14 protein-coding genes are annotated in these 14,191 nt (G+C 75.4%); 9 read left to right on the top strand and 5 right to left on the bottom strand.

The genetic code is table 11. From position 1 onward, the window contains the following. The first annotated feature begins 117 nt into the window (after positions 1-117). Positions 118-885, top strand: coding sequence for an acyl-CoA thioesterase domain-containing protein (locus WFK95_RS06440; RefSeq protein WP_224647971.1), 768 nt, complete (start codon positions 118-120; stop codon positions 883-885). Between the two features lie 62 nt (positions 886-947). Then, a complete protein-coding gene (locus tag WFK95_RS06435) occupies positions 948-1,520 on the top strand; it encodes an LGFP repeat-containing protein (RefSeq protein WP_224647970.1) in 573 nt (190 codons plus the stop codon). Positions 1,521-1,533: 13 nt separating this feature from the next. Here the strand turns inward: WFK95_RS06435 and WFK95_RS06430 are convergent, their stop codons facing one another. Further along, complete coding sequence (locus WFK95_RS06430; protein WP_224647969.1) at positions 1,534-2,391, bottom strand: class I SAM-dependent methyltransferase; 858 nt, start codon at positions 2,389-2,391, stop codon at positions 1,534-1,536. 61 nt (positions 2,392-2,452) lie between these two features. Then, the gene (locus tag WFK95_RS06425) at positions 2,453-3,871 is read right to left on the bottom strand and encodes a hypothetical protein (RefSeq protein ID WP_224647968.1); all 1,419 of its coding nucleotides are present in this window, start codon (positions 3,869-3,871) and stop codon (positions 2,453-2,455) included. Positions 3,872-3,981: 110 nt separating this feature from the next. Here WFK95_RS06425 and WFK95_RS06420 point away from each other — a divergent pair, with 110 nt between their 5' ends. Continuing rightward, positions 3,982-5,352, top strand: coding sequence for a sugar transferase (locus WFK95_RS06420; RefSeq protein ID WP_224647967.1), 1,371 nt, complete (start codon positions 3,982-3,984; stop codon positions 5,350-5,352). Here the strand turns inward: WFK95_RS06420 and WFK95_RS06415 are convergent. The 3 genes from WFK95_RS06415 to WFK95_RS06405 are packed head-to-tail and all read right to left on the bottom strand — an operon-like array spanning position 5,349 to position 7,073. After that, positions 5,349-5,726: a holo-ACP synthase gene (locus WFK95_RS06415; protein WP_224647966.1), complete on the bottom strand. Its 378-nt coding sequence runs from the start codon at positions 5,724-5,726 to the stop codon at positions 5,349-5,351. The genes WFK95_RS06420 and WFK95_RS06415 overlap by 4 nt on opposite strands. Next, entirely contained in the window at positions 5,723-6,829 is a 1,107-nt protein-coding gene (locus WFK95_RS06410) for a glycosyltransferase (protein WP_224647965.1), read from the bottom strand. Before WFK95_RS06410 ends, WFK95_RS06415 begins: the two co-directional genes overlap by 4 nt. 7 nt (positions 6,830-6,836) lie before the next feature. Further along, complete coding sequence (locus WFK95_RS06405) at positions 6,837-7,073, bottom strand: acyl carrier protein (protein ID WP_224647964.1); 237 nt, start codon at positions 7,071-7,073, stop codon at positions 6,837-6,839. A gap of 140 nt (positions 7,074-7,213) precedes the next feature. Between WFK95_RS06405 and WFK95_RS06400 the strand changes: the two genes are divergently transcribed. Genes WFK95_RS06400 through WFK95_RS06375 form a run of 6 tightly spaced genes read left to right on the top strand, consistent with a single transcriptional unit; the run spans position 7,214 to position 14,185 of the window. Then, positions 7,214-8,167 carry an amino acid--[acyl-carrier-protein] ligase gene (locus WFK95_RS06400; RefSeq protein ID WP_224647963.1) on the top strand — a complete coding sequence of 318 codons (954 nt, stop codon included), beginning with the start codon at positions 7,214-7,216 and terminating at the stop codon, positions 8,165-8,167. Then, complete coding sequence (locus WFK95_RS06395; protein WP_224647962.1) at positions 8,164-9,228, top strand: glycosyltransferase family 4 protein; 1,065 nt, start codon at positions 8,164-8,166, stop codon at positions 9,226-9,228. The genes WFK95_RS06400 and WFK95_RS06395 overlap by 4 nt, the downstream gene beginning before the upstream one ends. Further along, positions 9,225-10,364 carry a glycosyltransferase gene (locus WFK95_RS06390; protein ID WP_336670202.1) on the top strand — a complete coding sequence of 380 codons (1,140 nt, stop codon included), beginning with the start codon at positions 9,225-9,227 and terminating at the stop codon, positions 10,362-10,364. The genes WFK95_RS06395 and WFK95_RS06390 overlap by 4 nt, the downstream gene beginning before the upstream one ends. Further along, complete coding sequence (locus WFK95_RS06385) at positions 10,361-11,602, top strand: lipopolysaccharide biosynthesis protein (RefSeq protein WP_224647960.1); 1,242 nt, start codon at positions 10,361-10,363, stop codon at positions 11,600-11,602. Before WFK95_RS06390 ends, WFK95_RS06385 begins: the two co-directional genes overlap by 4 nt. Continuing rightward, a complete protein-coding gene (locus WFK95_RS06380) occupies positions 11,599-12,594 on the top strand; it encodes a glycosyltransferase family protein (RefSeq protein WP_224647959.1) in 996 nt (331 codons plus the stop codon). The genes WFK95_RS06385 and WFK95_RS06380 overlap by 4 nt, the downstream gene beginning before the upstream one ends. After that, entirely contained in the window at positions 12,581-14,185 is a 1,605-nt protein-coding gene (locus tag WFK95_RS06375) for an alpha/beta hydrolase (RefSeq protein ID WP_336670201.1), read from the top strand. The genes WFK95_RS06380 and WFK95_RS06375 overlap by 14 nt, the downstream gene beginning before the upstream one ends. Positions 14,186-14,191: the final 6 nt, after the last annotated feature.

Here is a 14,191-nt window from a genome sequence, read left to right as displayed (position 1 = left end):
CGCGCCCCGTACACCGTTCCGGTGTGCGGGGCGCGGTCGTTTCCGGGGGCGAATTACAGTTAGTGATCATTAACCCTATGTGCGATACGCGCCGGTCGCGGGCGTACGCTCACTTCCATGCCGTACTTCGACCGGGTCTCCGCGACCGCGTTCCGTCCGACCGAGCACGTCTCCGGCGGGTGGAACACCGCCGAACAGCACATCGCCCCGCCCATGGCACTCCTCGCGCACGCGGTGGAACAGGACCGCGACGCGCGACGCGACGACGACCTGCGTCTCGCGCGCCTGTCGTACGACATCCTCGGCACGCTGCCGATGGACGTGGTCGAGGTGGACGTCCGCGTCGTCCGCCCGGGCCGCACCATCGAACTCGTCGAGGCGACGCTGAGCCATGCCGGCCGTGCCGGTCTCGTCCTGCGCGCCTGGCTGCTCGACCGCCGCGACACGCGCGGCGTCGCGGGCTCCGAGCTCGAGCCGATCCCGCCGGCGGCGGGGATGCCGGAGTGGGACCCGAGCACTGTCTGGCCCGGGGGCTACATCGCCTCCGCGCGCGCCCGCCGCCAGGAGGTGCGGCCCGGCCGCGCAGCGTACTGGGTGGAGTCCGACGTGGACCTGCTCGACGAGCCGTCGGGGCCGGTCGCACGGGCCGCGCGACTGTTTGACATCGCCAACGGCATGACACCCCGGTTCACCCCGGAGGAGGTCGCGTATCCGAACCTCGACCTCACCGCGCACCTGTTCCGCGATCCCGTCGGACCCGCTCTCGGCTTCGACACTCGGGTGTCCACCGGACCCGATGGCGCTGGTCTGACCCATTCGGTCATTCACGACATCGCGGGCCCGGTCGGCACGGTGGATCAGATACAAACGGTGCGTCTGCGCTGAAATCCAGTCAAGAATGTGGTTACATTCCGAGCGTTCAGTTCACCCTGCCGAAGGGAGCTCTTATGAATACTCGGATCACACGGACGATCGGTGCAGTAGCCGCCGCCGTCGCGCTGACCGTGACCGTCTCCGCCTGCGACAACGCCAAGGACACGGCGAACGACGCGAAGGACGCCGCCACCTCGGCGGCCGGCAGCGCGGCCTCGGCGGTCACCGGCGCGAACGGATCCGGCGCGAACGGGGCGGGTTCCGAGTCGCAGGCCGCCGTGCCCTCGACCAGCATCGCGACCCCCGGCGGCACCGAGGTCACCCTCACCGACGGCCCGATCATCGGCGAGTACGCGAAGTACGGCTACGAGAAGGGGCACCTCGGTGCGCCTCTGGGCCCCGTCTCCGCACTGCCGGACGGCAAGGGCAAGTACCTCACGCTCAAGGGCGGCACGATCTACTGGTCGGAGGCGTCGGGCGCGCACGTCGTGCACGGCGTGATCGGCGACAAGTGGGGCGACGCGGGCCACGAGACCGGCAAGCTGGGCTACCCCACCAGCGACGAGACCGCCGAGAACGGCGCGATCAAGCAGACCTTCCAGAACGGGACGATCACCTTCCGCGACGGGGTCGCGACGGTCTCCTAGTCTCCGACGACGGTCACGGCGCCGTCCCGATGTACACCGTTCGTGCGGCCAGCACGAAGGCATCGGGGCGGCGTCGCACGTTCTGCGGGTCCTCCGGGTCGGTGAGCCGGCGCAGGACGTCCGCGTCGTCCGGGTCGAGCCGGTCCGCCATCCGCAGGTAGCGGCCCAGCATCTGGGCCACGCCGCGGCGGGCCCCGTCGTCGAGCGGGGCGGGGCGGTCCACCAGGAAGGTGCGGGCCCGCACGTCCCGCAGCCCCGCCGCCCGCAGCAGCGCGGGCCAGTCCTCCGGCGCGTCGACGGTGCCATCGAGCGCGGCCCGCATCTCCCCGAAGCCCACGGCCTGCAGAGCGTCGAGCCGCTCGGCGAGGCCCGGGCGCCCGAGCCCGATGTCGCGCGGGAGGAACCGCGAGGGAAGGCCGCCCTCGGCCACCGCGAGCACGCCGCCCGGATTGAGCCGGCTCGCGAGCGCCGCGACCGCGGCGCCCTGATCCCCCACGTGGTGCATCGTCTGCGCGGTCCAGATGAGATCGGCGGCGGGCAGCTCCGCGAACCCCGCGGGCAGGTCGGTGGGGAGCGTCTCGATCGGGTTCCCGGCCGCCGTCGCGCGGTCCCGGGCGCGGTCCAGCAGTGCGGGGGCGCCGTCGACCGCGATCACACGCGCCTGTGGGAACCGCGCTGCCAGCGCCGTGGAGAACACTCCCGGGCCGGAGCCGACGTCCAGCACCGTCCCCGGCGCGGGTACGCCGCCGGCGATGACGTCGAGCGCCTGCGTCACGTACGGCAGGAGGGTCTCCCCCTCCGCCTCGATCTCGGCCGCGAGGGCCTCCCAGTCCGGATGGGTGTGCGAGTGCGCGTGTGCGTGGTCGGCCATGGAACCCATGGTGCCGACCACGCGGTCGGCCGGCAAGTTCTCGTGCCGTTCTAGCAAATCGTCAGCTGATCCGGACGCGCACGCCCGGCGGCAGGACGGCCCGCGCGTCCGGCAGGCGCGCGACGTCCACGCCGTGCAGCACGACGGTGACCGGCGGCGCGGCCCGCAGCTCGACGCCGTCCGCGGGGAAGCCCGCCGCGACGAGCGCGGCGCGGATCCGGGCGGGCACCGCCCACCCGCCGGGCACCGCGATCCGGTCCGGATCCACCGGCCGGGCGGGCACCGCGGGCAGCGGCGCATCCGGCGCGGCGAGGGCGGCGCCCAGCAGCGCCGCGACCGCGTCGACATGGGCGGCGGCCCGTGCCGCGTCGTAGAGCTCGGGATGGAAGACGCCGTCGACGACGAGCTCGTCCCCGGGCTCGGAGTACACCGAGATCAGGCAGTCCGGGACCGGCCCCCACGCCGTCACGTCGAGCGACCAGCCGTCGGTCCGCACGTCCGGGAGCACGTTGACGATGGGCCCGTGCAGGCGCCCGGTTCGCCAGGCGGCGGGGACCACAGTGAGCAGCTGCTCGGGCCGCTCGCCGCCCGCGATCCGCTCGGACGCCGCCGCCAGCCAGCGCCGCACGTCGGCGGCGAGGGTCGCGGGCGTCGCGTCCGGCGGCACGGCCAGGCGGGTGGGCACCACGGCCATCCACTGCACGGGCGTGGCCCGCTCGAGGGCGGTGCGGCGCAGGCCCGCGGTCACACCGACGTGGGCTTCGGCGGTGCCGAGGTACCGGGCGGTGTACGCCGCGACGACGGCGACGGCCTCCGCCGGCCACGTCCGACGGTCCGCGATCCCGGGCGCCGAGATCCGCGCCCGGCGCTGCCGCGGGCGCCCCGACGGTGGCGCGACGCGGTCCGCGAAGGCGATCTCGCGGCCGGGGTCGCCGACGCCGTCCGTCGCGGCGGACCAGAACGCGGCGTCGGGCGGGCGCAGTGGGGCCGCCTCCGCGGCGAGGGCCGCGAGGTCGCCGAGGCGCTCGTGCGGGAGGGGCGCACCGTCGGCCTCGGCGCGCAGGCGGGCGACGATCCGGCGGAAGACCCGGGTGACGGCGTAGCCGTCGAGGACGGCGTGATGCGCGAGGAGCCGCACGACGTGGGAGCCGCCGACCCGCACGATGGTCGCGCGCACCAGCGGCCCACCGTCGAGCTGCAGCGTGCCGCCTGCGCGCCACGCCGCGTAGGCCTCCTCCGTGCCGAAGCGCTCCACCCCGACGGGGGCGGGACGGGCGGCCACGAACCGCGCGCCGCCGTCGACGACGGCCCCGATCTCGGCGGCCTCGGTCTCGGCGAGCGCACCCGCCGCCGCCCGCTCGAGGGCGGCGGTGTCGATCCGGAGATCGGTGCGCCACGCCGCGTCGATGACGAGCGACCGTGCGCCCGGCTGCTCGGCGGCGAGCTGCAGCATCGCGACCTGGGAAGGGAGTGGCTGCACGCCGCTCACCCTACGTCCGGGCGAATGGCAGAATGCACTGGTTGTCACAGCATCGCGACAATGTCCTATATTCGAGCGACGAAGCAACATCCGAAAGTCCCGAGGAGCACATGAGCCTGAACGGTGCACCGGCCGGCAGCGGCCGCCGCATGCGCCGCCACTCGTGGGCGCTCGCATTCTTCGACTTCCTGATCATCTACGCCTTCCTGGCGGCGACGAACTCCTCGTCCCCCTCGCACGTCACCCACGCGGTCGAGGGCCTCCTCGGCGCTTCCCTCGCCGTCAGCGTCTTCTACCTCTTCGGGCTGTACCGCACCCGGATCACCCTGAGCGCGCTCGACGCCGCACCGCAGCTGGCGATCGCCGGGTGGATGCTGGCGCCGATCGGCGTCATCACCGTCTGGCAGGACGACCACTACCAGCTGATCGGCGCCGCGCTGTGCTGGGCGGTGCTGTTCGGCGTGCGCGTGCTGTACTACGGCGCGGTCCGGCGGCACCGCGCACAGCACCCCGAGAACGGCGGACGGACCCTGGTCATCGGCGGCGGCAAGGTCGCGGGCGAGCTGGTCCATTCGATGTTCATGTTCCCCGAGTACGGGCTGCGGCCCGTGATGGTGATGGACGACGACCCGCTCGACGCCACCGCGTTCCCGGTCGAGGTGATCCCGCGCCGCAACGACCTGGCCCGCCTGATCCGCGAGCACGACATCGACACGGTGATCGTCGCGTTCTCCCGCGACCGCGACTCCACGCTGGTCGAACCGCTGCGCGACTGCGACACCCTGGACTGCGAGATCTACGTCGTCCCGCGCCTGTACGAGTTCGTGCACCAGGACCGCGACATGGACCGTATCCACACCACCCCGCTGGTCCTGGTGCGCCGACTCGCGCTGCGCTCGAGCCACTGGCGGGTCAAGCGTGTGACCTCGTTCGTCACCTCGCTCGTGGGCCTGGTACTGCTCGCCCCCCTCCTGCTCCTGGTATCCGTGGCGATCAAGCTCCAGGAGCCGACCGCGCCGATCCTGTTCCGGCAGACCAGGGTCGGCCAGGACGGCCGACTGTTCTCGCTGTACAAGTTCCGCACCATGCGGCCGGTCCCCGACGAGGAGTCGGACCGCGACTGGACCGACGACCGGCTCCGGATCACCCGGCTCGGCCGGTTCCTGCGACGCCACTCGATCGACGAGCTCCCGCAGCTGTGGAACGTGGTGCGGGGCGACATGTCGGTGGTGGGCCCGCGGCCGGAGCGCCCGCACTTCGCCAACCGCTTCGGCGCGGAGATCCCCGCCTATCAGTCCCGACACCGGGTGATGGTGGGCCTGACCGGGTGGGCCGCGATCCACGGGCTGCGCGGCGACACCGACATCCGGGACCGCGCGTCGTACGACAACTACTACATCGAGAACTGGAGCCTGTGGCTCGACGCGAAGATTCTCCTGATCTCCGTCGGCACCGTGCTCTTCGGTCGCGGCGGACGCTAGGAGCCGGGCTCCGCGAGCTCGGCGACCACCACCGCGGCGGCGGTGCGGTCGGTGTGGGTGAGCGAGACCTCGGCGCGGACCCAGCCCTGCTCGCGGGCGCGCGCGGCGAGGCCGCCGTGCAGCCGCAGCTCCGGCCCGTGCGGCGTGCCGACGACCTCGATCTCGCGCGGCGGGGTCGCCGTGTCGGGGCCGAGGCGCAGCGCCTTGATCGCGGCCTCCTTCGCCGCCCACCGCGCGGCGAGACGGCGCGCGTCGCCGGCGCACGTGGCGAGCTCGCCCGGGGTGAAGACCCGCTCGGTGAAGCGCGCACCGAAGAGCGCCACCGATTCCTCGATGCCCGCCACCTCGGCGAGGTCGATCCCCACCCGGTTCACCGGACCGCCTCCGCGACGATCGCCCGCATCCGCTCCTGGAAGACCGGCACGGAGAACCGCTCGGCGTGCGCGCGCAGCACCGCCGGGTCGAACTCCGCGGGCCGCAGGCCGCGCATCGCCGCGGCGAGGGCGTCCGTGAACGGCTCGTCGGGGCCGTCGGGCACGAGCACCCCGGAGACCCCGGGCACCACGGTGTCCAGCGCGCCGCCCGCGGCGCGGGCCAGGACCGGGGTGCCCGCCGCCATGGCCTCCACCGGCACGATGCCGAAGTCCTCCTCGCCGGGCATGACGGTGGCGATCGCGTCGCGCTGCAGGCGCACCATGTCCGCGTCCGAGACGCGGCCGAGGAAGACGGTCTCGTCGCCGGCGATGCGGCGCAGCGCGGCGTCGTGCCGCCCGTCGCCGGCCACGACGAGCCGCACCCCCGCGCGCTGGGCCGCGCGGATGGCGAGGTCGACCCGGCGGTACGGCACGAGGCGCCCCGCGACCAGGAAGAAGTCGCCGGGGGCGGCACCGTCGGGCGTGAACCGCGCGACGTCGACGGGCGGCGCGACCACCCGGGCCGGGACGCCCCACCAGCGCTCGATGCGCTCGGCCACGGCGGTGGAGTTGGCGACCACGACGTCGAGGTAGGGCACCGCGGCGGTCTCGACCGCGCGGGTCTGCGCGGCGAGCGCCGCGAGCGCGAGCCGGCCGGCGCCACCGAAGGCCTCCCCGGACCGCAGCTCGGGCAGCCACGCCCAGCGGGCGGGCGAGTGCACGTAGGCGACGACCGCGGCGTCCGGCCAGGACTGCGCGGCCGAGACCGCCATCGCGTGGTGACTGATGACGACCGCGTCCGCGCCGGGGTCCGGGCGGTGGCGGCGCCAGGCGGCCGGCGCGAGGGGGATGAGCGGTGCGTGGGAGCGCCGCCCGAGGGCCCGGTGCACCCCGTCGAGCCCCGTGACGGCGATCCGGCCCCGCAGTTCGTCGGGGACGGTGCGCGGATCGGCGAAGGCGACGTGGAGGCGGCTGCCGGGCCAGGCGTCGACCAGCGCCCGCGCGACGTTCTCGGAGCCGCCCTGTTCGGTCCACCGCTCGTGGACGACGGCGATGCGCGTCATCGGCGCCTCAGCCGACGAGCTCGCGGACCGTCGCCGCGATCGAATCCAGAGTGCTGAATGTGTTCTTGCTCATGCACGAGTCTGGGAACTCGATAGTGAATCTGTCTTCGATAGCCAGCATGACGTTCACGGCCGCGTGGGACGTGAGACCGAGTGCAAACAGATCATCACCACCCGCAATTTCCGCGATCGGCCTGGTCAACCGGCCATGACGCCCCACGATCGAGCGGATCGCCTCGTCCACCGCACCTCCCACCAGCGTCGCGCACCGGCGCGACACCGGCGGCGAATCCTTTTGCAGTCGCGACTCCCGCGCCGCCGTCGTACACCCTAGCCTGGTAACATGTTGCAGTGACAACGGTTCCAGCCACGGAGAAGAGACCGATGACGCAGGCCGCAGCAGCACGTGCGATCGACTTTACTGACCTGCACGCACGTCAGCAGGAGTTCCGCGCGTCGCTCTTCGACGCGGGGCTCCTCATCCCGTCGGGCGTCGACGGCGTGTACGGGCAGGGCGCGGCGTTCGCGGAGCTCACGGCCGCGATCGACGCGCTGATCGGCGCCACGGTGCGCGACGTGCACGGCGGCGCCGCCACGGTGCTGTCCTTCCCGCCCGTGATGCCGCGCGAGTACCTCGACCGGACCGACTACATCGTGTCGTTCCCGCAGCTCGCGGCCGCGGTCTCCACGTACACCGGCGGCGACGCCGAGCACCGCCTCCTGCTCGCTGGCCGCAACGCGGGCCACGACTGGGGCGGCCACTTCCACGCCAGCGACGTCGCGCTCGTGCCGTCGGCGTGCCACTCGGTGTACCCGGTCCTGAGCGGGCAGCTCCCCCGCGACGGCGCCTGGGTCGACGTCTCCGGCCACTGCTTCCGGCGCGAGCCCTCCGCGGATCCGGCCCGGATGCAGTCCTTCCGCATGCGCGAGATCGTCCGCGTCGGCTCGGACCGGGCGGCCGTCGCGCACCGCGACACGTGGGTGGCGCGCGCCGCCGACCTGCTCAGCGACCTCGGCCTCGCCGTCCGGCAGACCCCCGCGACGGATCCCTTCTTCGGCCGCGCGGGCCGCATGCTCGCCGCCAACCAGACGGCGGAGAACCTCAAGACCGAACTGCTGGTGCCCATCTACGGCGAGGACGTTCCGGGGGTCGCCGTCGCGTCCAGCAACTACCACCGCGATCATTTCGGGGTGCACTTCGACATCACCACCGTGGACGGCGCGCCCGCGCACAGCGCCTGCCTCGGCTTCGGCATCGAACGGATCGCCCTGGCGCTGCTCGCGCGGCACGGCCTCGACCGCGCGACGTGGCCCGGTTCCGTCTCCGCCCAGCTGTGACCGCGGTCCCCGTCCACCTGACCGGGACCACCTGGCCGGGCACCGAGCCCGGCGGTCTCCCCCGCTACTTCGCGGACCTGTTCGCGGCCCTGCGCCGGCGGACCGACGTCGCCGCCACCGCCGCGGCCTTCGGCGACCCGGAGTCGGGGGGCGCGACCTGGGGGCCCGACGCCGGCTCGACGGCCGCCCGGATCCGGGCGTCCCGTCGACCCGGGCCCGCGGACACCGCGGTCCTCGACCGGCACTTCGCGCTGTTCGGCCCGGCGCCCCGCGGGGCGGCGCTCGTCACCCACTTCCACGGCCCGTGGGCCCAGGAGAGCGCCGCCGCGGGCGAGGGCCGCGCCGCCGTGGCGGTCAAGGCGCTCATCGAACGCGCCCGCTACCGCGGCAGCGACCGGTTCGTGGTGCTCTCGCAGGCCTTCGCCGACGTGCTCGTCGCCCGGTACGGCGCCGACCGCGGGGCGATCGACGTGATCCCGCCCGGCGTCGACCTCGCGCGCTTCGCCGCGGCCCCCGCCCCAGACGGTCCGCCCCGCGTGCTCTGCGTCCGGCGGCTGGAGCGCCGGATGGGCATCGACGTGCTGCTGCGGGCCTGGCCCGCGGTGCTGGCACGACACCCCGACGCCAGGCTCGACGTCGTGGGCGACGGCTCGCAGCGCGACCTTCTGCGGCAACGCGCGGCGGAACTGGGGATCACCGATACTGTGACCTTCGTGGGAACGATCGACGACGCCGACCTCGCGCGCCGGTACGCCGCCGCGACGCTGACGGCGGTCCCGTCCCTGGCTTGGGAGGGTTTCGGGCTCGTCGCCCTCGAGTCCCTCGCCTCCGGCCGCGCCCCGGTGGTCACGGACGTCGGCGGCCTCCCCGACGCGGTCCGCGATCTCGCCCCCGATCTCGTCGTGCCCGCGGGCGACGCCGGGGCCCTCGCGGACCGTCTGGCCGCGGGGCTCGACGGTGCGCGCCCCTCGGCGGCGGCCTGCCGCGCGCACGCCGAGCGCTTCACCTGGGACGCCGCCGCCGCGCGGCACGCGGCCCTCTACCGGGCGGTCGCCGCATGAGCGCGCGCCGGCCCGTCTTCCTCGGGCACACCGCCGCACCTTCGGGCGCGGAGCTCGCCTTCGCCCGCCTCGCCGGAGAGCTCCGCCACCGCGGCGTCCCCGCCTCCGTGATGCTGCTCGCGCCCGGCCCCCTGACCGACGTGCTCGAGGCGGCGGACGTGCCGGTCACCGTCGTCCCCGGCCGCCCGTCGACGGTGCGCCGCGACGCCGGGCCGGTGGGCGTGCTGCGCGCCGCCGTCGGCCTCTACCGCGCCGGCCGGCGGCTCGCCCCGATGCTGCTCGCCGCCGACGCCGACGTCGTGGTCGCCGAGTCGACGAAGTCGCTCTTCGTCGGAGCGGTCGCCTCCCGTCGCACGGGCATCCCCCTGGTGTGGCAGGTGCACGACCGGGTGAGCGCGGAGTACTTCGGCCGCAAGCGCTTCCCGCTGCGTCTGCTCGGCCGGATGGCCGCGTCCGGCTACCTCGCCAACTCGCGCGGGACGCTGCGCACCATCTCGACCGGCGGCAGCCCGACCGCGGTGTGCCACCCGGGCGTCGACCTGAGCACGGTCCCCGCCGCGGCGCCGCAGCGCGCCCCGAAGAGCGTGAAGATCGCCATGATCGGCCGGATCACGCCGTGGAAGGGCCAGGACCTCTTGCTGCGGGCGCTCGCCCAGATGGAGGCCCAGCCCGAGGTGCGGTTCGTCGGCGGCACCCACTTCGACGGCGACGATCGGTACCTCGCCGAGCTCGAGGAACTCGCCGAGCGCCTCGGCATCGCGCACCGGGTGACCTTCACCGGGCACGTCGAGGATCCGCTCGCCGAGGCGGCGGACGCCGACGTGGTGGTGCACTACTCCCGGCTCACCGAGCCCTTCGGGCAGGTCGTCGCCGAGGCGATGGCCGCGGGCCGGGTCGTGGTCGCCGCCCGCGCCGGCGGGCCGACGGAGCTCATCGTCGACGGGCAGACCGGCGTCCTGGTGACGCCGCGCCGCCCCGACCAGCTGGCCGTCGCGCTCGATGCGCTCATCGCCGACTGGGAGCTGCGCGAGCAGCTCGGGGCGGCGGCGCGCGACCGCGGCCGCGATCTCGACCTCAAGACCTCCGCGGCGATCGCGGACTCCCTGCTGGCGCGGGTGGCCCGGGACGTCCGATGAGGCGGCTCCCCGGCGTCGCGGGGGTGCTCCGGGACGTGGTCCTCGTCTCGGCCGGCCGGTACGGCCAGTACGCGATCACCCTCGTCACGATCCCGCTGTGCGCGCGGCTGCTGGGCCCCGCCGGGATGGGCCTGCTCGCGATCGCGATGTCGACGTACTTCCTGGGCGCGCTCTGCACCGACCTGGGCATCACGGCGTTCGTGGCCGCCCGCGCGGAGAAGCCGGGGCTGGCCCGGCTGCGGGGCGACTACGCCGGGCTCCGCGCCGCGGCGCTCGCGGCGTTCACCGCGCTGTTCCTGGTTGCGGCGGCGCTGCCGGTGCCCCGCGCCGTGGAGATGGGCGCGCTGGGTCTCGTCGTCGGGTCGGTGAGCGCGTGCGGCGACGACTGGGTGCTCCTCGGCACGGGCCGGTTCGGCGCCGTCGTGGCGCAGCAGACCGCGGGCCGGGTCGTCTACCTGGCGCTCCTGGTGGCGCTGCTGCCGCAGGTCCGGACGCCGGAGGTGGCGATGGGCTGCCTGCTGGCGGGGAACGTCCTGGCGGTCGGGTGGTCCTGGGCGCGGACGATCCGCGACCACGGCCGCCCGGCCCGGCCCGGCGCGCCGCGCGCACTCCTGCGCACGGGGGCGCCGGTGTTCGCGGCGCGGCTGCTGTCGTCGTCGTACGGCCCGGGCGCCGCGACGGTCTTCGCGCCGGCGCTCCCGCCGCACGCGCTGGGCCTGTTCAGCGCGAGCGACCGCCCGGTGCAGGCGGCCGGCTCGCTGCTGGACGCCGTCGGGGTGAGCCTGCTCCCCCGGCTCGCGCGCCGGGACACCGACGCCTTCTGGGCGACCGCACGACGCGGCATCCTCCTGGTCGCGGCCGGCGGAGTCGCGCTCGCCGCGGCCGCGACGCTGCTCGCACCGTGGCTGCTCCCCCTCCTCTTCGGCGACGAATTCGACGGCGCCGTCCCGTTGCTGCAGGTGCAGGCGTGGGCCCTCCCCGGCCTGGCGGTCGCGTCGTTCGTGGCGACGGCCGTCCTGCCGGTGCTGGGCGACGCGCGGGGCGTGCTGCAGGCCGGCGCGGTCGGGGCGGTCGTCATCGCGGCGACGCTGGCGGTCGCGCTGCGGACCCACGACCCGCTGACCGTCGTGGCCGGGATCGTTGCCGCCCAGACCGCGGCCGCGGGCTTCTCCGTCCTGCGGGCCCGGCGCCTGGAAGCCGCGGCGGTCCCCGCACCGGCCGGTGGGGCCGCCGCATGAGGATCCTGTTCGCCGGCGACGACTGGTACGGCAGCAACGCCCGTTCCCTCGCCGAGGGCTTCCGCCGGGCGGGGCACGACGTGACCGTCGTCGACACCACCGCCGTCACGCTCCCCCGCCGCGGCGGCCCGGCGTGGTGGTACGCCAAGCGCACCGGGCGGCGGGCGCCGGCCACCGTCGAGGCCGTGCACCGGCGGCTCGAGGCGCAGCCCGTCGCCGACCTGCTGTTCTGCTACACGTCCGTGCACTTGGACCAGGAACGCCTGCTGAACCTGCCTGCGGGCCGGCACGTGCACTACAGCGCCGACGACGTCGCCAACCCCGTCAACACCACCCCCGAGTACCTCGCCGCGGAGCCCGGCTGGGACGCGATCGTCACCACCAAGGCGCACAACGTGCCGGAGCTGCTCGCGCGCGGGGCGCAGCGCGCGATCCTCGTGCGGAGCGCCTACGACCCCGACTGGCACCGCCCCGTCGCGCCGCGCTCGTCACGGCGGTACGCCGCCGGCTTCGTCGGCAACGCCCGCCCCGACCGCGCCGCGCTCGTCACGGGCCTCGCCGCCCGGCTCGGCCCGGAGTTCTATCTCGCCGGCCCGGGCTGGCGCCGGAGGCCCGCCGTCGTGCGCAGCCGGGCGACGGTGCGCGGCCCGCAGTACGGCACCGCCCTGTCCGCGGCGATCGGCGCGATCGACGCGAACCTGGTGCTGCTCAACTCCGACAACCGCGACACGCACACCTGCCGCACCTTCGAGGTCCCCGCGGCGGGCGGTCTGTTCGTGGGCCCGCGGACCGCCGAGCACGCGGAGCTGCTCGCCGACGGCCGCGAGGCCCTGCTGTACGACGACCCCGCCGAGATCGACGGCATCGTCGCGCGGGTGCGGGCGGAACCCGCGGCCGCGGCGCGGATCGCCGCCGCCGGGCACGCCGCGATCACCGGCGGCGCGAACACGTACACGGACCGGGCGAGGGAGATCGTCGATGCCCTCGACTGACGCCCCGCTGGAGCTGCGGACCTATTTCGGCCCGGCCGACGCGCCGCTGTACGGCGCGTTGCACCTGCCCGCGTCGCGCCGGGTGCGGGGCGCGGTCCTGCTGGTCCCGCCGCTCGCCAAGGAGCAGTACGACGCCCAGCGCGGGCTGCGCCGGCTCGCCGCCCTGCTCGCCGCCGACGGCCTCGCCGTGCTCCGCTTCGACTACCTCGGCACGGGCGACTCCGCCGGCCCCGCGGGCCTGCCCGACGCCGCCGCGGGCTGGATCGTCTCGGTCCGGCACGCGGACGCGTACCTGCGCGATCTGGGGGTGCGCGCCCCCGCGGTCGTGGCGCTGCGGGCGGGCGCGGCCGTCGCGGGCGCCGCGGGCCTGACCCCGCCCGCCGCGGTCCTGTGGGACCCGATCGGCGGCAGGCCCTTCACCCGCGCGCAGGGTGCGCTCGCGCGGATGGCGATCGGCGCCGGGCCGGACACGTGGATCGGCCTCGACGTGCACCCCACGGCCGTCGCGGAGCTCGCGACGCTGCCGGCCGACGCCCTGGCCGCCCCGCGCGTCCTGATCGCGGAGCGCCCCGGCGCCGCACCCGTCGGCCCCGTCGGCGCCGACCGGATCGCCGTCGACGGCATGCCGGAGTTCGTCGAACCGAGCGCGCACCTGGTCCGCATCCCCGACGCCGCGGTCGCCGACATCGCCGCCTGGCTGGGCGCCGCCCTGCCCGACGGGGAGCGCGTCACCGTCGCGCCCGAGATCCGCGCCCGGGCGCGGTGGGGCGACGTCGAGGAGCGGATCGAGGACATCGGTGGCGCCGCGGCGATCAGGACCGTCCCCGCCGTGGGCGCACCGCGCCGGTCCGTACTGCTCTGCGCGACCGCCAACGACGCCCGGCACGGCCCGAACCGCGCGTGGGTCGCGCTGGCCCGGGAGGTCGCCGCCGCGGGCGGCGCCGCGCTGCGCTTCGACCGCCGCGGCGCCGGCGAATCGGGCCCCGTCGACGCGGGCGAGGCCGTCGCGCTGTTCCCGCCGGCCGGGGTGGACGACGCGGTCGCCGCGGCCCGCGCGCTCGACGGCCCCCTGCTCACCGCCGGGGTGTGCTCGGGCTCCTGGTACGCCGCGCACGCCGCCCGCGCGGCCGCGGCGGATACGACGGTCCTGGTGAACACGGTCCTCTACTCGTGGCGGCTCAAACCGGGGATCACGGCCGCGCCCGCGCAGGACCTGGGCGTGCCGCGCACGGACCCCGCCTTCGCGCGCAGCCCCCGCGGGCGCCTGAAGGAACTACTGCGGACCCGGCTGCCCTACCCGGCCTGGCGGCTCCTCGGCCGACGCGGCGTCACGCAGGTCCCCGAGGTCCTGCTGCGGCCGGTCGTCGCGGCGGGGACCGACGCGGTCCTCGTCCTCGCCCCGCCCGATGCCGCGTGGTTCGACTCCCAGCGCGGCCCCGAGGGCCTCCGTCGGCTGCTTCGCCTCGCCGGCCGACAGCGCGCGGGCACCGTCCGCGCCGTGCGGCCGGGCGCCGGCGACCACCCCGGGTATCACCCCGATGTGCGCGCGGATGTTGCAACCGCGATACTGCAGTGGTGCGAACAGCGGTGACCGGGG

Source organism: Tsukamurella sp. USMM236 (assembly GCF_037148755.1).
Classification (GTDB): Bacteria; Actinomycetota; Actinomycetes; order Mycobacteriales; family Mycobacteriaceae; genus Tsukamurella.
Note: the sequence above shows the minus strand (reverse complement) of the source record. Positions and strands in the feature narration are given on the sequence as shown.

Bases quoted from the DNA above. Each gene is read 5' to 3' on its own strand.
- WFK95_RS06440 (WP_224647971.1), top strand. From the start codon at position 118: ATGCCGTACTTCGACCGGGTCTCCGCGACCGCGTTCCGTCCGACCGAG.
- WFK95_RS06435 (WP_224647970.1), top strand. From the start codon at position 948: ATGAATACTCGGATCACACGGACGATCGGTGCAGTAGCCGCCGCCGTC.
- WFK95_RS06430 (WP_224647969.1), bottom strand. From the start codon at position 2,391: ATGGCCGACCACGCACACGCGCACTCGCACACCCATCCGGACTGGGAG.
- WFK95_RS06420 (WP_224647967.1), top strand. From the start codon at position 3,982: ATGAGCCTGAACGGTGCACCGGCCGGCAGCGGCCGCCGCATGCGCCGC.
- WFK95_RS06410 (WP_224647965.1), bottom strand. From the start codon at position 6,829: ATGACGCGCATCGCCGTCGTCCACGAGCGGTGGACCGAACAGGGCGGC.
- WFK95_RS06400 (WP_224647963.1), top strand. From the start codon at position 7,214: ATGACGCAGGCCGCAGCAGCACGTGCGATCGACTTTACTGACCTGCAC.
- WFK95_RS06390 (WP_336670202.1), top strand. From the start codon at position 9,225: ATGAGCGCGCGCCGGCCCGTCTTCCTCGGGCACACCGCCGCACCTTCG.
- WFK95_RS06385 (WP_224647960.1), top strand. From the start codon at position 10,361: ATGAGGCGGCTCCCCGGCGTCGCGGGGGTGCTCCGGGACGTGGTCCTC.
- WFK95_RS06380 (WP_224647959.1), top strand. From the start codon at position 11,599: ATGAGGATCCTGTTCGCCGGCGACGACTGGTACGGCAGCAACGCCCGT.
- WFK95_RS06375 (WP_336670201.1), top strand. From the start codon at position 12,581: ATGCCCTCGACTGACGCCCCGCTGGAGCTGCGGACCTATTTCGGCCCG.